Annotated in this window: 17 protein-coding genes and 6 pseudogenes; 18 read left to right on the top strand and 5 right to left on the bottom strand. The window is 28.9% G+C overall.

From position 1 onward, the window contains the following. Positions 1-10: 10 nt before the first annotated feature. Both BDU_RS08745 and BDU_RS08740 read right to left on the bottom strand, forming a co-directional pair. Positions 11-874, bottom strand: a complete 864-nt coding sequence (locus BDU_RS08745) for a DUF244 domain-containing protein (protein ID WP_049752310.1) — start codon at positions 872-874, stop codon at positions 11-13. Positions 875-965: 91 nt separating this feature from the next. Continuing rightward, positions 966-1,367 carry a hypothetical protein gene (locus BDU_RS08740; protein ID WP_049752309.1) on the bottom strand — a complete coding sequence of 134 codons (402 nt, stop codon included), beginning with the start codon at positions 1,365-1,367 and terminating at the stop codon, positions 966-968. A 178-nt stretch (positions 1,368-1,545) separates the two neighbouring features. On the opposite strand from BDU_RS08740, the gene BDU_RS06485 reads away from it, so the two are divergent. The 5 genes and pseudogenes from BDU_RS06485 (at position 1,546) to BDU_RS09030 (ending at position 5,495) form a co-directional block, all read left to right on the top strand. After that, positions 1,546-2,649 carry a plasmid maintenance protein gene (locus BDU_RS06485; protein ID WP_041177923.1) on the top strand — a complete coding sequence of 368 codons (1,104 nt, stop codon included), beginning with the start codon at positions 1,546-1,548 and terminating at the stop codon, positions 2,647-2,649. Positions 2,650-2,658: 9 nt separating this feature from the next. Beyond that, positions 2,659-3,219, top strand: a complete 561-nt coding sequence (locus BDU_RS06480; RefSeq protein WP_012539540.1) for a DUF226 domain-containing protein — start codon at positions 2,659-2,661, stop codon at positions 3,217-3,219. Continuing rightward, on the top strand, positions 3,195-3,953 hold the full coding sequence (locus BDU_RS06475; RefSeq protein WP_012539539.1) for a ParA family protein: 759 nt from the start codon (positions 3,195-3,197) through the stop codon (positions 3,951-3,953). Before BDU_RS06480 ends, BDU_RS06475 begins: the two co-directional genes overlap by 25 nt. Before the next feature lie 74 nt (positions 3,954-4,027). Continuing rightward, positions 4,028-4,603, top strand: coding sequence for a chromosome replication/partitioning protein (locus BDU_RS06470; RefSeq protein ID WP_041177922.1), 576 nt, complete (start codon positions 4,028-4,030; stop codon positions 4,601-4,603). Positions 4,604-4,955: 352 nt separating this feature from the next. Continuing rightward, positions 4,956-5,495: pseudogene (locus tag BDU_RS09030) on the top strand (ERF family protein). Here the strand turns inward: BDU_RS09030 and BDU_RS07515 are convergent. Both BDU_RS07515 and BDU_RS06455 read right to left on the bottom strand, forming a co-directional pair. Beyond that, complete coding sequence (locus tag BDU_RS07515) at positions 5,476-5,712, bottom strand: hypothetical protein (RefSeq protein ID WP_049752308.1); 237 nt, start codon at positions 5,710-5,712, stop codon at positions 5,476-5,478. The pseudogene BDU_RS09030 and the gene BDU_RS07515 sit on opposite strands and share 20 nt — an antisense overlap. Before the next feature lie 576 nt (positions 5,713-6,288). Beyond that, positions 6,289-6,855, bottom strand: coding sequence for an Mlp family lipoprotein (locus tag BDU_RS06455; RefSeq protein ID WP_012539537.1), 567 nt, complete (start codon positions 6,853-6,855; stop codon positions 6,289-6,291). Positions 6,856-7,105: 250 nt separating this feature from the next. Between BDU_RS06455 and BDU_RS06450 the strand changes: the two genes are divergently transcribed. From BDU_RS06450 to BDU_RS06410, 10 genes and pseudogenes are all read left to right on the top strand, one after another. Next, positions 7,106-7,657 carry a DUF603 domain-containing protein gene (locus BDU_RS06450; RefSeq protein ID WP_012539536.1) on the top strand — a complete coding sequence of 184 codons (552 nt, stop codon included), beginning with the start codon at positions 7,106-7,108 and terminating at the stop codon, positions 7,655-7,657. 39 nt (positions 7,658-7,696) lie between these two features. Further along, positions 7,697-9,016 (top strand): annotated as a pseudogene (locus BDU_RS06445) (PBSX family phage terminase large subunit). 41 nt (positions 9,017-9,057) lie between these two features. Further along, positions 9,058-9,510 carry a Bdr family repetitive protein gene (gene bdr, locus BDU_RS06440; RefSeq protein WP_041177921.1) on the top strand — a complete coding sequence of 151 codons (453 nt, stop codon included), beginning with the start codon at positions 9,058-9,060 and terminating at the stop codon, positions 9,508-9,510. A 278-nt stretch (positions 9,511-9,788) separates the two neighbouring features. Next, positions 9,789-11,018 carry a variable large family protein gene (locus tag BDU_RS06435; RefSeq protein ID WP_318250836.1) on the top strand — a complete coding sequence of 410 codons (1,230 nt, stop codon included), beginning with the start codon at positions 9,789-9,791 and terminating at the stop codon, positions 11,016-11,018. 264 nt (positions 11,019-11,282) lie between these two features. After that, positions 11,283-12,288: pseudogene (locus BDU_RS06430) on the top strand (variable large family protein). Between the two features lie 205 nt (positions 12,289-12,493). Beyond that, entirely contained in the window at positions 12,494-12,640 is a 147-nt protein-coding gene (locus BDU_RS08725) for a hypothetical protein (RefSeq protein ID WP_318250835.1), read from the top strand. Then, a pseudogene (locus tag BDU_RS06425) lies at positions 12,615-13,605 on the top strand (variable large family protein). Before BDU_RS08725 ends, BDU_RS06425 begins: the two are co-directional and overlap by 26 nt. Positions 13,606-13,808: 203 nt before the next feature. Next, complete coding sequence (locus tag BDU_RS06420) at positions 13,809-14,852, top strand: variable large family protein (RefSeq protein ID WP_012539533.1); 1,044 nt, start codon at positions 13,809-13,811, stop codon at positions 14,850-14,852. Between the two features lie 281 nt (positions 14,853-15,133). Beyond that, on the top strand, positions 15,134-16,120 hold the full coding sequence (locus tag BDU_RS06415) for a variable large family protein (protein WP_049752307.1): 987 nt from the start codon (positions 15,134-15,136) through the stop codon (positions 16,118-16,120). Between the two features lie 219 nt (positions 16,121-16,339). Beyond that, positions 16,340-17,371 (top strand): variable large family protein, encoded by a 1,032-nt coding sequence (locus tag BDU_RS06410; protein WP_012539531.1) that lies wholly within the window; start codon positions 16,340-16,342, stop codon positions 17,369-17,371. A 432-nt stretch (positions 17,372-17,803) separates the two neighbouring features. Here BDU_RS06410 and BDU_RS06405 read toward each other — a convergent pair. After that, positions 17,804-17,977: pseudogene (locus BDU_RS06405) on the bottom strand (variable large family protein); the annotation flags it as partial. A gap of 30 nt (positions 17,978-18,007) precedes the next feature. On the opposite strand from BDU_RS06405, the pseudogene BDU_RS08315 reads away from it, so the two are divergent. The 3 genes and pseudogenes from BDU_RS08315 to BDU_RS06400 form a co-directional block, all read left to right on the top strand. Continuing rightward, a pseudogene (locus tag BDU_RS08315) lies at positions 18,008-18,408 on the top strand (variable large family protein); the annotation flags it as partial. A gap of 8 nt (positions 18,409-18,416) precedes the next feature. Then, a complete protein-coding gene (locus tag BDU_RS08310; protein ID WP_158298604.1) occupies positions 18,417-18,590 on the top strand; it encodes a hypothetical protein in 174 nt (57 codons plus the stop codon). A gap of 371 nt (positions 18,591-18,961) precedes the next feature. Beyond that, on the top strand, positions 18,962-19,769 hold an 808-nt coding region (locus BDU_RS06400), incomplete at its 3' end, for a complement regulator-acquiring protein (protein ID WP_012539530.1).

Below are 19,769 nucleotides of genomic sequence, written 5' to 3'. Positions count from 1 at the left end.
CCACCTCCCATTAAATTGCATATGGGGTGGAAGATACAGGATTAGATATAGAGAACTTACGACGAGAACTAATATCATTAATATCATAATAATCATAATGATCCGTAATTAACTTAAATCTATCTTTAATAGCACGTTTACCTGAATTTAACGCAAATACACTCTTTCCTAATCTATAAACAATATTATCTGTTAACGAAAACTCCATAGATAACTTACTAAATATATCTTTAAGAACATCCTTATCTTGTTTAGTAAGTGCATATAATTCTTTAGCATGCTCTTTATCTTTCCTATCTATTTCTGTTTGCTTAGATTGAATATCAACTAAATGTTTCCCTAAAAGTTCTCGCTCTTCTTCACCAATATTTAAAGTAACAATATTGATAAAACTTATAAACTCATATTTATAATTTAACTCTGATAAGTCTGAATAATATTTACTATCTTGTAGTAATAGTTTTATATGATTAGTTAAATTTTCTATGTCAATATTTGCAAGATCAATAGACTTATCATTCTTTATAATATTACAAATACGCCCAACTTCCATATCCAATGCCGCAATATAAATCATCACTATCCCTATAACGCCATTATTCCTCTCTATAACACAATTAATAGGCTCATCACCAATCAAAAAGAATAGGTTGCATTTTGATAAGCCAGTACATGCAAGTTGCACTTGTGCCTGAACATAATATTTAAAGAAATATTTACTATCTAAAAAATTACCTGTTTGATTATATTCTGTAATAGCTGATGTTAAATAATTACTATCACTACATTTAATCTCTAATAGTTCTGCTTCACCTTGATTATTTACAAACCAACCATCTATTGTTGCACCAACAAGATTATCTCCTAATCCCACTCGTTTGAAGTAATTATATTTGTCTATTCCATTAGCATATTTGTTTTTATGTAAAACTTGTATATTATAAAAATAAATACGTAGAAACTCATCAAATCCTAAATTTTTCTAATGCTTTACCTTTTTTAATATGAAAATTATCTTTATATGGAACTTCTTTCCCAAAAAATTTAAGTACTCTACTTATAATTAATTCAGAAGCAGCATCAACACCAAGAAATATACTCACAACTTCACTAGCACCAAATCTTGTTAACGTCCCACGTTGAATAGAAAAATCTTCTTTACTATTAAACTTGAAATATTCATTCTTTTTGATACCAGGTAATTTACGTCCTATTTTGCTCATTTTACTTATATTAGTTTGTTTATTATTATCAGACTCTGGCGCTGGAACAAAAGCTTCTAAACCTTTAATAACTTGTTGGGTGTATAAATATTGTCGTCTCATCTTTTTTACTCTATTATTAACTGTTTTATTAATATTTGTCATATTTAGTTTCCTTTAATGTGAATTACTAATATAGTATATAGCAAAAATTTTGATAAAAATAATTTTTGCTACAATATTTATGTTTTTTCTCAAAAAATATTTATTAAAAGAATAGTTTACTTTTTAGTAATAATTGCGTTATTATAGATTACAGCAATTCACATTAAAGGAGCTTGATATGAAAGGTCAAAAAAAAAACATCAATAATAAATACCAACACAAATTAATTGTATTAATATCAACATTAAATTATGTAAATTCTAAGTTTAAGAAATATAATCAAAATAAAATACTATATTACTTTAATAATAACTTAAGCAATAATGGTCAAAAAAAAGCTACACTCAAAACTCTACAAAGTTATTTATATAAACTAGAAAAAGAATTTCAAGTAACTAGTAACTATTACAGACATTTAGGAGAGAATTGCGGTACTGAAATTCATTATAAACTTAGATTTTCTAAAAAAGAATGTCACTATAAAATCAATAAACATTTTAAAGACAAAAAAGAAGAAAGATTTCAACAACGTGCCAACTCATATCATCAACAAACATGCACTAATAATGGGAGTCTAAAGAAAAATGGGAGTGCAGAAAAATGGGAGTGTATTAATAATAAGAATAATAAAAAAAAGAAGAAAGAACTAAAAAAAACAGAAAGAGAAAATGCACAACTAAAGAAGTATATAAAGAAGTGTGAATTCAAAGATGATAAATATCTCTCAATTTTAAATTTAGAAACAACAAAAGAAATCAAGATAGCAAAGCTAATAGAATTAAAGAAAGAAGAGAATAGAAAAGAAAGAGAACAAAATAAAAGCAAGAAATTAGTAGATAAACGAAAAGAATTAGAAAAAGCATTAGCAGAAAAAAAAGAAGAACTAGAAAAAGAGGGATATAATGAGAAGCAATTAGAAACAGAGATACAAAAAGCGTATGACAAGTATAAAGACAAGCCGCACTTTATCGTAGAGAGTAGTAAATACGGCGATTTAGGGCAGATAGTAAAAAGGATTAAGAAAACAGTTGAATACAAGAAAAAAGGTGAAAAAGAAGACCATGAGCAGATTAGAAATAATATATTTAGTATACTATTAGATCAGTTGAAGAACAAAGTAGAGGTTAAAGTTTTAGCGCCAATTTTAAGAAATTATTTAAGTAATCAGGTTGATTTGAAATATAGCCAAGTATTTAATAATCACTATTATTACGAGATTTTAGAGATGGTAGAAGGCAAGGAACATTTAAGAATAGAGGAGTATGAGAAGATTGTTGACTAAGGATTTGTTATGGATAGCGTATTAGAGCGTCTTAGAGAAAAAAAAATAGAAATTAAAGCAAAAAGAGATAAATCTATTTTTGTCAAAATAGAAAATAAAAACGACAGAATGTTATATCACACTAAGATCATGAAGGATTTGTATGTATTTGAAAGTAATAGAAACCATAAAAGTAAATTTTTTATTTCATTTAGAGAACTATTTAATCAAGAAAAAATAGAATCGTTTCATTTATTTCCTATAAAAGAGAAAGATAAATTTTTGGGTATTTTTTATGGATATAGTAAACCAATAAAAAACGTCGTAAGGAGATATGAAGAAAATGGTATTATGAAAGCGTCTACATTTTCTATAGTTTATTATATAGAATTTAGATTTAAAAAGGGAAGCATATTTTGTTATTTAAGAGGATTTTCTTACTTATTAAGAAAAGATAAGGTAGGTACTAAATATTATAATTCTTTGATAGAAAAACTTTCAACTTTAGAGATACAAGTATATGAATTTTATGATAAAAAGTTATCGGACGGAGGGTTTATAAATAAATGGATAAAAAAAAGACAAAAATAATGACTTTGGCATCAATCAAGGGAGGTGTTGGAAAGAGTACAAGTTCTATTATATTTTCAATATTATTGGCTCAAAAGTATAAAGTTCTTTTGATTGATATGGATCCTCAGGCATCAGTTACTAGTTATTTTTCTGATATCTTGGACGATCAAAATGTAGATATTATAAGTAAAAATATTTATGAAGTGTTAACGGATAGGATAGATATTGATTTATCTATATTAAAAATAAATGAAAATTTAAGTTTGTTGCCTAGTCATTTATATTTGTATCTCTTTTATGATGATAATATGCCTTTTAAAGAGACGAGATTACAGGATAATTTAAAATTATTGGATAATTCTTATGATTATATAATAATCGATACAAGTCCTAGTTTAGGTATTATTTTAACTAATGTTTTGGTTGTTAGTGATTATGTAATAGTTCCTATGACAGCTCAAAAATGGTCTATTGAAAGTTTGCAACTTTTAGGATTTGCTTTAAAAAGATTGAAATTACAGGTACCTGTTTTTCCAGTAGTGACAAATTTTAAAAGGAATAATACCTATAAACATTTGTTAGATATTATAAGCAAAGATACTAATTTTTTGGGAGTAATACCAGAACGTGAGGACTTAAATAAGAGAATAGCTCAAAATAACATTTTTGATTTAAATAAAGATTATATCAAAGAATATCAAATAGCACTTGAACGATTTTTCCAGTTATCGGAAAATCGTGTAACTTTATGAGTAGATATAACTTATATCATATAAATTTTATAAATTTGCAAATATAAATTTTAATAAATTAAGGGAGGTTGGTTATGGGTTCAAAAGTAAAAAATATGATGATAAAGATAAAAGATCGTATTATGGAAGATAAAAATCAAGGTATAGTCGTGTCTGATTCTGGATATGAAATAATGGAACGATATAAATATTTAAAAGAGAGATTGGTATTTAATTTTCAAAAAGAAATACATAACAAAATAGAGAATATGAAAATATTAAAAGAGATAAAGGATAATCAATACTATAAATTAGATAATTATAAAAATTTTGAAGAATTTACTAAAAATTATAGAATTGCAAAAAGTCAAGCTTATGATTATTTAAGAATAGCAAATGCATTAGAAGAGAAAATTGTTGAAGAAAATTATATAGTGCAAAATGGTGTTCAGGATGCATTAATTTTTTTAAGAAATAAAGAAGGAACAAAAGTTAAAAAATCTAATCGTAATATAATAAAACCATTAAGATTTCAGCTTAAAACGGAACAAGCATATATATATTATAAAGCAAAAGCTAAATTTACGAGTTTTCTTTTAGAAAGACTTTTTGAGAATGAGAAAGAACTTTTAGATAAGTATGAAACAGAGTATGGGATATCAAAAAAATAATATAGTTGATTTTACTTTGGATTTATTGTATCCTAATTATTGCTAGTAGTACTATCATTTTAGGACTACCTTTAATGTGATCGTGCTTGTAAGTCTTTAGGCTTGGATTAAGCATTCTTGTAAGAATTTTTAATCAAGGCCTAAGTTTTTGCCATCAAATATAGTAAATCAAAATTTATTTTTTTGTAAATGGTGTTGAAATTTTTTTGTTTTTTGTAATATAATATCTATTAATTCACATTAAAAGAATATTAAGAATGTAAAATATAAATTATAAATAATGTTACAAAAATAAATATACAAAAAAACAACAAAAATTAATAATAAAAATACAACAAGCAATCAAAAGAGAATGGACTTTTTAAAGAACCTTAAAACGTTGAGAATGGGTTTGAATGGTTTAAACAAAAATCTTAATGGATATGGATATAAATATCAAGATTTTAATGAAATAGTAAGGAAAGTTAAGAATTTTATTAAGGAATATGATCTAAATATTGATTTTGTACAGTATCCAACTACAAAGAGTATTGATTGTAATTTAATAGATGTTGTTACAATAACGTTTTATAGTCCTTTAAGTGGATATTAACATTCATTTGATACATCAACACATATAAAAGAATTGAAGTTTCTTGGGGTAAAAAGTCAAAATACATGGCCGAAGCTTGTGGGGTCTGCAGCAACTTATTTCAAACTTTATGCACTAGTTGCATATTTGTCAATAGAAAATGAAGTTGATACTGATGCTAGTAATTTAGATATTGAACAAAAGAACAATAAAGAACAAATTGAAAATAATATTTCTAATAGTGAAGATAGTAGTACAGACAAACCATCTATAGATGTAACAAAAGCAAGATCAATAGAAATTAGAGTAAAAAGTCTTTAAATTGTTTTGAAATTTTATTTATATTTATTCTATTATCTTTAAATTTATTTTTGCTTTTTTGAAATAGATAAGTACGTTTTGTGTCTTTGCCTTTAGATATAAAATAATCATGATGTACTCTCATAATAGATTTATATTCATTTTCACTAATTACTACTTCTCTGGTGCAAATATTACTTCGCTTCTTTGCAACATTGACACGTAAACTATAAAACATTTCACCATTATTGCTTTTTTCTTTTGATATATCATAAGTTTGACATTTTGATCTCTACTTCTCTACAATCAGTTACTGATAATATGTATATGAACCATCCAGAAATTGGATCTATATCTTTGAGTTTTGTGATGCAGCGTTTTACGAGTTTTGTTGTCTTTTCATTCAGATAGAATCTTATAGGAATGGATTTGGGTTTAGTATTTTTATTTTTAAGTTTACTTATTAACTAATAATTTTAAAAATTATTAAATGGTTAATTAATATATTAACAAATACTTATAAGTTTAGTCAATTTTTTGGTCCTTTCTTTGTATTTTAAAAATGACATGTAGTTTGGTTTAAGTTAGTAGAAGATATAGTTTGAAATATTTTTGGAATAAATATCTAAGATACTTATTCCTATTTTTTACTATATGCTTGTTTTCTACTCCATTTTAAGCCTAAGACTTTGTGCAATGATAATATCTTGCCTCTATCTTTCTTTTGTTTACCTACTTTTTATCATAGGTTAACATAAAGTCAACTTCCTTCACTTTTTATAAACTTTTAATTTATTGCTTACTTACAATAAAATCAAAATTTATCTTTTACTTCTGAAATATCAAGTGTTTTAAATTTGACTAATATATCTTTGAGAGTGTTTTTACTGTGAAATAGTGTATGGAAATTATATGTAAAGAATAAAAATATCTGGTTATTTTTAGTTCCATATTTTTTCCTTGTATCTTTACATGATAAAGGATTATTTGTGCAATCAATGGCATCACGTATATATTCATCTAAAGTTTTTTCAGGTGCATTTTCTGCTCTTCTTTGCTCTAGACAATTATAAGCCTCAGTAAAATCTGTATCTAGTTTTTTCTTTGTGTCGGGATTATCTTCAATCCAAGAAATAAATTTATCATATTTGTCTATTGCTATTTTATAGTCGTCATAATTTTGTAGTTGTCTTTTATCTTTTTCATGTTTGTTCAAGTCTTCTCTTGCTTTTTCTATATATTTGTTAAATCCATTAATAATGGTATTAAAATTCTTATTGTAATTCGCTTGTTGTGTGTTTGTAGGTTCTTTTACTTTATCTGTACAAGAGTAAATTAGTATTAGACTATAAATTAGTACTTGTTTTAGATATTTATACATATAATATTCCCCTTGTTTTTAAGTATACTATTAGTTATTTTGGTTTGTATAGAGATTTTTAAAAAAGATTTGCTTTTAATTTTATCTTTATTCTTCTATTTCACAATTACTTGATGCTTGATCTTTAAATTGTTCTAAATTATCACTATTACTTTCAAAATAACCTTTTAAACTTGGAAAGTTTAATGTTTTGTTATAAAGTTTATGTTAACTAAAATTAATTTTTGTTAAATTATAAGGTTGAAGAGATATGAATAGAGATATGAATAAAGTAAAAAGAGCATATGAAGATTATGCCATGTATTTTGAAGAAGGTCGATTAAATAATGCTGAAATAGCGAATGAGCTTTGTGTTACACGAGCTAATGTAAGTAAAATGAGACAAAAATGGGAAAGTAGTAAAGATAATCCCACAGAGTTTTATAGTGATAATAAAGTAACTATTTGTAAAACTACTCTTAATAGTATCTTAGATCGAGTACTTGAAACCAATGCCAAAGCACGTGAGCTTAAAAGTAAATTTAGTATAACGAAAAGTCAACTTGGACTTAAGTTTATGAAGGTATTTAATAATTATTTAGAATTAGAACTTGAGGATTGTATAGAAGAAATAAATCTATTGGAGAGAGAGATTAAAATGATTCAAAATAAAGGAAATAGTAGAGAACTTCAAGATAAGAAGATTAAGCTTAAAGATTTGAAACGTGAGAAAGAAGATAAAACAATGAAATTATGTTATGAAACAATGAAGAAACTCAAAATTCCAGACTTAGATGAGAGTAGATTTAAGTTTGGAGGATAAGTAAATGGATATATATATAGTAGTAGTATTTTTAAGTATATGCAAAGGGAATATAAGCGTGAATTTGGGATTGATATTGCGTCTTTTATTAAACCAAAACCAGTGGTTGTTGATTTTGAAAGATTTGAAAATAAGTTATTGACTAAAAAACAACGTAAAGTGTTAAATGATATTGAAAAGAATAATCAAAAAAAATTATTTTATCAGGTGGAATTGCAAGTGGTAAAACATTTTTGGCTTGTTATTTATTTTTAAAAACTTTACTTAAAAATAGACATCTTTATAGGAAAGGTACCAATAATTTTATATTAGGCAACTCACAGAAGGCATTAGAAATTAATGTTATAGAACAGTTTGAAAATCTTGCTAATATGCTTAAAATACCTTTTGTTCCGAAATATTCAAATACGTCATATTTTGGAATCAATTCTTTAAGGGTTAATTTATATGGTGGAGATAAAATAAGAGACTTTGAAAGATTTAGAGGATCGAATTCTGCTGTTATATTTATGTTAATGAAGCAACAACTCTTTATAAAGAGACATTAAAAGAAGCGCTTAAGAGACTAAGAATGAAACCAGAATTTATTATTTTTGATACTAATCCTGATCATCCATAGAATTATTTTAAAATAGATTATATTGATAATAACACAATATATTCTACATATAATTTTACAACGTATGATAATGAGACAATTTCAAAGGAATTTATAAAGACTCAAGAAGAAATTTATAAAGACTTGCCAACATATAAAGCCGGTGTACTACGAGGAGAATGGGTTGCAAATAATGATGCGATATTTCGTAATATTAATATTATTGAAGACTATGAATTTAAAAGTCCTATATCTTATTTAGATCCAGCATATAGTAGTGGTGGAGATAATACTGCTCTTTGTGTTTTAGAGAAGGTGTCGGACAAGTATTATGCATTTATATTTCAAGATCAAAAACCAGCTGTTGATCCATGTATTATGAATACAATAAAGGTAATAATGGGGAATGTAATGTTAATACTCTTTATATTGAAGATAGAGATGATATTAAAGGATCTGGGGCTTTGATACGTGAATATGTTAAACTTCGAGATAATATGGAAAATTACTTTAGAATTGCACCAATAAGACCCAAAACAAATAAACACGCAAGGATTGTTTCTTTATTAACACCATTTACTTATAAAAAGATGCATTTATTAGATTATAGTAGTCGTTTTGTATTTAATGATATTTATTCATATAATGGATATGTCAAAGTTCATGATGATGCTCTTGATGCATTATTAGCAGCATATTTAATTTTGTCTTTAAATTATTGTGATAGAAGTCGACATTTTACTAAATTTACTTTCATTTAGCTTATAAATTATTGTATAATAATTACATAAGGAGATTCTTTATGGAGTATATGCAAATGGAACCTGTAATTACTAGGCAGATGGTATTAAATGAGCTTGTAAAAGCTGGTATTAAGAGAGATATTGCGGACGATTTATCTTATAGATACTATAAAAATGAACTTACTACTAAAGATCTTCAGTATTTAAAAGAAAACTTTGACATCAAATTAAAACATTTAGAAGAAAAAATTTTTGACACGAAAGAAGAACTTATTAATAGAATGGATAGTAAGTTCACTGAACTTGATAATAAGATAAATACTGTTGAAAGTAACTTAAAATCAGAGATTTCTCTTGTAAGAAAAGATATGGAACTGAATAAAATAGAACTTGATACTAAGATAGATAAATTTGCATCAGAGGTTAAAGGAACATTTAAATTACATGCTTGGATGTTTGGAACCATTATTACTTTAACTATAGGAATTTTATTAACGCTGATATTTAAATAAGTAAATGTTTCTTCTATCTAAAGAATAAGTTTAATTTTTTTTTGCAAATTTTTTATAGTTTTTGCTTTTTTTAGCAAAAATAAATAATTTATCTATAATTATTTATTGTATATTGAATAAGGTTGATAGGTTAGAGGTAAAATGAAACACAATTCTAAAATCAATTCTTATGAATTATACAGACATTCAATATTTTTCGGGAATTATATAAATAATGTTGCAGAAGACGTCCTGTACAATGGAATCTACTTAGTAGTTTGAATAAATATAATCATTATATGAAGTATAAAAAGGGACTTGCTGAGAATGATAAGCAAATATTATCAAGCAAAGCAAGATCAAGTAAACCTTTAAGCATAAATCAAAGAGTAGCGCAAGAATTAGCCGAAGTTAAAGCAAAGAATCAAATTTTACGAGAAGCTATTAGACTTAATGAAATTGATTCTCTATCAAAGAAATATTTAAATAGTCATTTTAATAAGGAAGTAATGGTGAAGTTTGTGATAATGATGATGATGGTGATGGGATGTAATAGTGGGGGAGTAAAGGAAGTAGAAGAGGTAGGGCTACAAGAGGTTGGAGGTTTAAAATTGGGTGATACAACTAAATCTATATTTTCTGCATTTGTAGATTTAATAACAAATTCTTTAGGAATTTCAGTTACTAATTCAACAAAAAAAAGTGATATATCAGATAAATTCAAAGACTTAGTAAATGCAATAGATAAAGCGATTAATCAAGTACAAGAGGTAGCAAGCAAAGTAGGAATCAATGTTGAAGAATCTCAAGATGGAAGTATAGGGCAAGCAAAGAAAACACTTAATGAATTAAAGAAGCATATTACTTCTTTACAAACTCTTATTAACGAAAGTATGGTAGTAAGTGGTGTTACAGCAAACGTAGCAACAGCAGTAGAAGGAGTAGGTTCTAGTGTAGAAGATGTTAAGGGAGCATTAAAAGCTTTAAAGGGCATAGTTAATTTTAGCGTTAAAAAATCAACTGTATCTAAAAATGAAACAGTATCTAATGAGGAAAAAGAAGGAGGTAAAGTACTAAAGACAACAGGGGGAGGAGGAGCAGTTGAAGGAGATGCAGCCAAGGCTTTATCAATAGTAACTTCAGTAACAGGTGAAGACATGTTATATGCTATAACATCAGCTGAGGATTCAGATGTTGTTGCTGAAACTACCATCAGTTCAGCAACTCAACCAAAACATGCAGTAAAACTTGCAGTAACAGGAGCAGCAACAACAGCAGACAATGCACAAAATGCAAGTAAATTAGCATTAGCAGGAGGAATAGCATTACGTTCTTTGCTTAAAGGCGGTAAGCTAGATGCATCAGCAGCAAAAACCAGTACAAATGCGGTTAACGGAGTAGGAGTAAGCGCAGTAAATAAATTATTAAAAGCAATAGAAAGTATTACTAAAATAATAGTAAGTCAATGTTTAGAACAGACAGAGCAAATATTATTAAAGTCAAATCGAAAAGCGTTTAATTATATATGAATCAGTAAGTAATGTAATAAGTAAAGAAAATGCTCTTTATACGTGTAGATATGTGTTGGAGTATTTTCTTTTTATAAAAGAAGGGGGGTTATGGATATTTATAATATAAATTGTATTAATTAGTTAGGAGGGCTTATTTTAGTTTTCTTTTTTGATTTGTATTTATTGTGTATGTTTCTTAACTTATCTTTTTTTGTATAAATCATCTTTTTTCTTTTTAATCTTTTAAAGATAAGGAGGATAAGAAGAATAGTAGAAGTGATAATGGTGATGATGGTAGTTATGGGATGTAATAGTGGGGGAGTGAAGGATCCGGAGAAGGTATTTTTGAGTTCAATAGCTAATTTAGGTAAAGGATTTTTGGATGTTTTTGTAAGTTTTGGCGATATGATTACAGGGACATTGGGGATAAAGGCAGAAACAAAGAAGGAAGATATAGGGAAATATTTTAGTGATATTGAGAAGAGTATGCAAACTTACTAAAGTAAAGTTAAGAGAAATTTTAGAGAAGAATGGGCAATATGAGAAAGTTAGGAAGGTAGTCGAGGAGTTTATTGGTGGGATTGTAGATAAGATAGCTGCAGGAGCAAAAGAAGCAGCTTTGGGAGTTAGTGGTGGAGGTAGTGAAGCTGTGGGGAATGCTAAGGCAAATGAAGATGCTAAACCAGCAGAAGTAGCAAGTGTTAAATCTCTGGTGAAAGGAATTAAAGAGATAGTTGAAATTGTTTTAAAAGGGAAGGGAGATGGGGGAGCTGATTTTACTAAAGGTGATAGTAAAAAAGATGTTGGTAAGTTATTTACTGCAACCACCGATGATAATAGAGCTGATAATGCGGCAGTCCAAGCAGCAGCAGCAAGTATTGGAGCTATAAATGGAGTTGATATGTTGCAAGCAATAGTGAACTCCAAAGAAAGTCCTGATTCTAGCGCTACTGATGGAATTGATGCAGCAAAGGATGCAGCAGGAATTGCCATTGCTCCAGCGGTTAATAATAAAAAAGAGATTAAGGATGAAGCAAAAAAAGATGCAGTAATAGCAGGAGGAATAGCACTTAGAGCTATGACTAAAGGAGGTAAATTTTCTATTAAGAATAATGAAAATGATGCAGTTAAGACAGTAAATGGTGCAGTAGCAGGTGCAGTGAATAAGGTGTTAAGTACATTGACAATAGCAATCAGAAATAGAGTGGATGAGGGATTAAAAGAGATAAATAGGGTATTAGGAGAAATTAAACAGGGAGAAGGTTCTGAAACTAAAGTTAGTGATTAAGTTGAATTAGGAATATTTTGGATATATTCATATTAGTTAGATAGAATAATTAGTTAAGAGGGCTTGTTTTAGCTCTCTTTTTTTTATTTATGGTATTGTATGTGTTATATAAATTATATTTTATATAACACGTATTTTTTTCTTCTGAGCCTTAAAAGATAAGCTAGAAAAAAACAATAAATAATAAGATAATGATGCGAAGAAAATGAATGTAGATGAAATAGTAGGGAAAAGAGAAGTGGAAGAAAGAGAGGAGAAGATAAGTAGAGGCGAAAAGGATGAAGAGAGAGAAAAAAGAAGAGGGGAGAATAAGAGTAATAATATTAATGATGATGGTAGTGCTGGGATGTAATAGTGGGGGAGTAAAGGATCCAGAGAAAGTGTTTTTGAGTGAGATGGTAAATTTAGGGAAAGGATTTATGGAAGTATTTGTGAGTTTTGGGGATATGGTAGCTGGAGCATTTGGAATTAAAGCGGAGACTAAAAAAAGCGATGTAGGAAAGTATTTTACTGATATTGCAACAACAATGGAGTCTGTTAAAAATAAATTGCAAACGGAAGTTGCGAAGAATGGGAAATATGAAAAAGTTAAAACAGTTGTTGAGCAGTTTATTAGTGGTACTGTAGATAAGATAGCTGCAGGAGCAAAAGAAGCAGCAAAAGGTGCTACTGGTGATGATAAGATTGGTGGTGCTACTCAAGCTTGTCAAGATGCTAATGCTGCAGATAGAGTTGCTGTTAATTCACTAGTTAAAGGAATTAAAGAGATAGTTGGAGTGGTTTTAAAGGATAATGAAGGGAATGCAGAAGCTACTAAGACTGGTAATACAGAACAAAAGTCAATTGGTAAGTTACTTGGTAAAAAGGATGATGGGACAGAAGCACATGCAGCTTCGGCAAGCGCGTCGGTTGGAGCTGTAAGTGGGACTGATATGTTGCAAGCTATTGCTAAGTCTGGAGAGGCTGCTAATAATGAGATTAAAATCGAAGAAGCAAAGAATGTAGCAGAGATTGCTGCTGCTAAAAAAGATGATGATAAGGAGTTTGGAGATACTTTAAAAGATAAAGATGCAGTAATAGTAGGAAGGAATAGCGTTAAGAGCAATGGCAAAGAATGGTAGATTTGCGGCTAAGCAGGATGCTAGTTATAAATATGCTAATGCAGTAAATGGTGTAGTAGCAAGTGCAGTAAGTAAGGTATTGAGTACATTGGTGATAGCAATCAGGAATAGAGTAGATGAAGGATTAAAAGAGATAAATAAGGTGTTAGGAGAGATTAAACAAGGAGAAGGTTCTGTTGCCAAAATTAATGAATAAAAGAATAAGATCATTAGGATAAAATTGAGAATATAGTTAAATTTTTTCAATAAAAACTTAGTTAATGAGAGCAATCAAGCTCTCTTTTTTTATTTGCGGTATTGTGTATGTCATATAAATTATTTCTATATAAAACATATTTTTTTGCTTCTATTCCTTATTAGATAAGCTAGAAAAAAATAAAAAATAAGGAGGCTAGAAGAATGAATATAGAGAAAAAAGGAGAGGGGAAAGTAAGAGTAATATTATTGATGATGATGATGGTGATGATGGGATGTAATAGTGGGGGAGTGAAGGATCCAGAGAAAGTGTTTTTGAGTGAGATGGTAAATTTAGGGAAAGGATTTTTAGATGTTTTTGTGAGTTTTGGCGATATGATTACAGGGACGTTGGGGATAAAGGCAGAAACAAAGAAATCGGATATTGGGGTTTATTTTACTAAAATTTCAGAAACAATGAAAGCAACAAAAGCAAAATTAAATGAAATTTTGGAAAATAATGGACATTATGAAAAGGTAAGAGAAAAAGTTGCTGCATTTATTACAACTATAGATGAGATAGAAGAAGGAGCAAAAATTGCGGCTGGGGGTGCTAGTGGTAGTGGTGCTATAGGGAATGCTGTTAAAGATCAGGCTGCAGTGGCTGCTAATAAAGAATCTGTTATTTCATTAATAAAAGGAATAAAGGCAATTATTGGAATAGTGTTAAGAGATGGTGAAGGTAGTGCAGATGCTACTAAGACCACAGAGGATGATAAAAAGGATATAGGTTATCTATTTGCTGATAATGCTGGTAAAGATAATGCAAAAGAAGAAAATATTGCAAAGGCAGCGGCAAGTATAGGATCAGTAAGTGGGGCTGATATATTGAAGGCAATAGCAAAGTCTAAGGAAGATCCTAAAGCTGATAATGTTGAGGGAATTGAGAAAGCAACAGATGCAGCGGAGATTGCTATTGCTCCAGCTGTTGCTAATAAGAAGGAGATTAAAGAGGCCACAGCAAAGAAAGATGCAGTAATAGCAGCAGGGATAGCATTGAGAGGAATGGCAAAAGATGGTAAATTTGCGGCCAAGAATGAAGATAAATCAGAAAATGCAGTCAATGGAACAGTAGCAAGTGCAGTAAATAAGGTATTAAGTACGTTGGTGATAGCAATCAGGAATACAGTGAATGAAGGGTTAAAAGGGATTAATGAGGTATTGGGAGAGATTAAACAAGGAGAAGGTACTGAAGCTAAGGCTAATTAGTATTTGAATTAGTTAGTACATATAAATATATGTACTAACTATTAGATAAAAAGGCTAGTAGAGAGAGCAATAAAGCTCTCTTTTTTATTTGCAGTATTGTATATGTTATATAAATCATATTTTTTCTTTTAATCCTTGTTAGAAAAGCTAAAAATAATAAAACAAGATAAGGAGGCGAAGAAAGAAGTGAAAAAATAAAGGAGATAGAGCAAAGAGGAAAGGGAAGAGAAAAGGGAGAAGGAAGAAGGATAAGAGGATTTATTAAGGGAAGTATTGTGTTAATGATGATGGTTGTGATGGGATGTAATAGTGGAGGTAGAGATCCAGAGAAAGTGTTTTTGAGTTCAATAGCGAATTTAGGTAAAGGATTTTTAGATGTATTTGTGAGTTTTGGCGATATGATTACAGGGACGTTGGGGATAAAGGCAGAGACAAAGAAAAGTAATATAGGGAAATATTTTAGTAATATTGAGAAGAATATGCAAACTACTAAAGTGAAATTAAATGGAATTTTAGAGAAGCATGGGCAATATGAGAAAGTTAAAACAGTTGTTGAGGAGTTTATTAGTGGGATATTAGATAGGATTGCAGAAGGGTCAAAAACTGCGGCTGGCGGTGCTAGTGGTAGTGATGCAATAGGAAATACTGTTAAAAACCAATTTGCGGTTGCTGCTGATAAACTTTCAGTTATTTCTTTGGTTAAAGGGATTAAAGCTATTGTTGGGGTAGTGTTAAAAGAAAGTGAAGGTAATGCTGATTTTACAAAAATTCAAGATGAGAGAAAGGATATTGGTAAATTGTTTGGAAATCAAGATGGTGATAGCGCTGAAGAGTCAGAGGCGGCTAAGGCAAGTGCATCAGTAGGAGCAGTAAGTGGGGCTGATATATTGAAGGCAATAGCTAAATCTAAAGAGAATCCTGATGTTAATGCTACTAATGGAATTGTGAAAGCCAAAGATGCAGCAGAGATAGCGGTTGCTCCAGCTGTCAATGATAAAAAAGAAATTTCAGAAGAATCGGCAAAAAAAGATGCAGTAATAGCAGCAGGGATAGCATTGAGAGCAATGGCAAAGGATGGTAAGTTTGCGGCTAAGAATGATGATAAAGCATATTATGCTATTAATGGAGTAGTAGCAAGTGCGGTAAATAAGGTATTGAGTACATTGGTGATAGCTATCAGGAATAGAGTGGATGAGGGATTAAAAGAGATAAATAAGGTGTTAGGAGAGATTAAACAAGGAGAAATTTCTGAAGCTAAGTCTAATTAATAGTTGAATTAATAATATATTGAATATAGATAAAATTATTAGATAAGAACGTTGGCAAAGGGAGCAATGAAGCTCTCTTTTTTATTTACAGTATTTGTGTATGTTGTATGAATAATATTCATATAAATCGTCGTTTATTGACTTTTTTGTTTGCTTCCTAAATAAAAGCTATAAAAAAGCTAGAAAAAAAATAATAAGAAAAACAAGGAGGCTAGAAGAATGAAGATAGAGAAAAAAGTAGAGGGGAAAATAAGAGTAATAATAATGATGGTGATGATGGGATGTAATAGTGGGGGAGTAAAGGATCCGGAGAAAGTGTTTTTGAGTGAGATGGTAAATTTAGGGAAAGGATTTTTAGATGTTTTTGTGAGTTTTGGCGATATGATTACAGGGACATTGGGGATAAAGGCGGAAACAAAGAAAAGTGAGATTGGTGGGTATTTTAGTAAGATAGCAGAGACAATGAAGGAAGTGAGAGAGAAATTAGAGAAAATTGTAGGAGAATATGGGAATTATGAGAAGGTGAAAGGTAAGGTAGAGGAATTTATTGGAAGGATAGGGAAGATTGAAGAAGGAGCAAAGGAAGCGGCTTTGGGAGCTAGTGGTAATGATACGATAGGGAATGCTGTTAAAGATCAGGCTGCTAAAGCCGCTGATATTACCAGTGTGAGTAAACTTGTGAAAGGAATAAAAGGAATAGTTGGGATGGTATTAGGAGAGAAAGAAGGTAATGCTGATAATAATGTAATTACTGAAGAAAAAAAAGATATAGGTAAGTTATTTGGGAAGAAGGATGATGACAGGACTCAAGAGGCAGAGGCGGCTAAAGCAAATGCATCAATAGGAACAGTCAGTGGAGCTGATATATTGAAGGCAATGTCACAATCTAACGAAGATCTTAAAGCTGATAATACTAATGGAATTGAAGCAGCAAAGGATGCTGCAGAAATTGCTATTGCTTCGGCTGTTGATAATAAAAAAGAGATTAAAGATCCAGCAAAGAAAGATGCAGTAATAGCAGCTGGTATAGCACTAAGGGCAATGGCAAAAGATGGTAAATTTGCGGCTAAGCAGGATGCTAGTGATAAATATGCTAATGCAGTAAATGGTGTAGTAGCAAATGCAGTAAGTAAGGTATTGAGTACATTGACAATAGCAATCAGGAATAGAGTGGATGAGGGATTAAAAGAGATAAATAAGGTGTTAGGAGAGATTCAACAAGGAGAAATTTTTGAAGCTAAGTCTAATTAATAGTTGAATTAGTATATATTAAAATCTAGTGGAGTGGAATCTATTAAATAAACCACTAAATAAATTAGTGATCTAAGTAATAAAAAATAAAATCATTAAGGACAACACTTCTCTTTATTTAGGGAAGTTGTTTTCTTTTTATAAAAAATATTCCATCTTATATTCTAATGAAAAATATTAAGTTTATTGTATGGTTCTTATTTAAGAAAGATTATACATCATGGCCTGAATATTAAAAATAATACATTAAAATCAAAAAGACTATATTTTACATAGTTTATGTATTATGTATGTAGAAAATTCAATATTAAAGATTTTATGTTTTTAAAATTGATAACAAACGAAATAAAATTTTCATTTATTCATTCAATTTATCCATTCATTTATTTTTTGTTTTTGATTTTTTTGTGTCTTACTAAGTTTTAAAGAAATTCTCCCTACTTCCATCATTGCTCCACTTAATCCTCTCCCCTCTCCTTTTACTCTCCCACTATTACATCCCATCACTACCATCATCACTATTCCTTTTACTCTTTCTATCCTTCCCTTCCTATTCTCCTCTTCCTTCCACAATTCTTCCTTACCTTTTATTCCTTCTACATTCATTTTCTTCTCCTCCTTGTTTTTTTTATTATTAGAAGTGCAGAGAATGTATTTTATTCATTTTTAGGATTAATAGCCGATACATTAGATTTACTACAAAAGCAACTACTAAGAAGAGTGAAGTAGGAGAATATTTTAGTGACCTAGGAAAAGAGCTAGGAGAAGCATCAGCAGAATTAGATAAAATTGCATCAAAAGCATCGGCAGGTGTTGATAAAGATGGTGTATTTGATAAGGTAATAAAAACATCAGTTGGTACAGCTAAGATTACTTTAAGTACATTAAAAGGACATTTAGAATCATTAAAGGGAATAGGTGATTCTAGTTTAGTGGGTGAGGTAAAGAGTGATAACAAGCAGGGAGTTGCGGCAGGTACAGAAGAATTGAAGATAGTGTATAAAGCATTGAAAGGGATAGTGGATATAGTTCTTAAGAACAGTTTTTGAGTTCAATAGAAAATGACGTTGCTGCTGAATATTTGCCTGTGGTTAAAGGAGCAGCAGTCAGTGCAGTAACTAAGGCAAATGTATTTCAAAATAAATATAAAAGCTTATTTTTTATAATGAATTATCTTTTTTGTACAATTTTATATAATAAACTGAATATTTTTAACTAGAACATTTAAAGATCACAAATAATAAAATTAACCACATAAAACAATACATTTACATTTAACACACTATAAAACATATTCTAAATATAAATTTATAACACATATAATCTTATTTATTTCTATTTGACTATTTTTATCGTCAGTTCTCTTCAAATCTACTTCAACAGAAAAATTAAAAAAACAAATGAGATGTACTATATCTCTTTTTTAAAGAGAAAAGTGTTAATAAGTAAAGAATTTTAGAGTAAGAATGTAAAAAAAATAGTAATTTTAATTAAAAAATTGTATTTTAAATAAAGTGATATATATTATTAATTAATAATCATTACTATTTAGTAATAGTGATTATTAATTCTTAAAGAAGGAGAATATTTGTGAGAAAAAATTTATTTATATTATTAGTTTTGGGATTAGCATCTTGTAATCTAGATTCTAAATTATTGGATAATAAAGGAAGCCCTGACAATTTTTTAAAAGATGTTGTAAATAATATTCAAGATGTTGTAAATAATGTTCAAGGTGATGAACCAAGAAAAGAAGATGTTGTTAATAAAGTTTTTGTAAAAAAAGTGGTAAGAGGAGATTCTGTAATAAAAGATGAAAAAGGGGAATTAATATCTGCTCTTATAAATGATGTTGATAATGTTATGGGATTAGTAAATCAGGATAAAGCTGAAGTTGAGGAGGAAAATCAATATGGTATGAAGGATGAAGTGTTTAAATTAGTGTTAAATGCTGTTAATAATAAAACATTAGATCATGATGATAATAGGGAAGTAAGACGATTATTTTATTCTTCTTTGTTATACAATAAAGAAAGAATAAAAGATTTTGCAGAAATTCTTAAAAAAGTAGAATTGGATAATACAAATAAGGGTACATGGATTTACGATATAATGAATATTGTAGTAGTAGATCTTCAATTTAGTTTTGAGAGAGTAATTAATAAAATAAAAGAAAATAGAGCTAAACTTGATAAATTAAGTCTTGTTGATTTAAGAGAAATTAAGTCCAAGCTTGAAGAAATTCAATTACAGAAATTAAATTGGAGGAAAGCTGTAGATAGTCTTATTGCATCTTATAAAGCTAAGGCAGATGGAATTAGTTCTGATAGTAAGAAATTGATAAAGCATATTGAGAAAAAATATAAAGATCTTATTAAAGTTAAAAAGGGTGGAATGA

The sequence above is a fragment of the Borrelia duttonii Ly genome (assembly GCF_000019685.1).
Lineage (GTDB): Bacteria > Spirochaetota > Spirochaetia > Borreliales > Borreliaceae > Borrelia > Borrelia duttonii.
The sequence above is the reverse complement of the archived record's forward strand: the minus strand, read 5'-3'. Positions and strand labels throughout refer to the sequence as shown.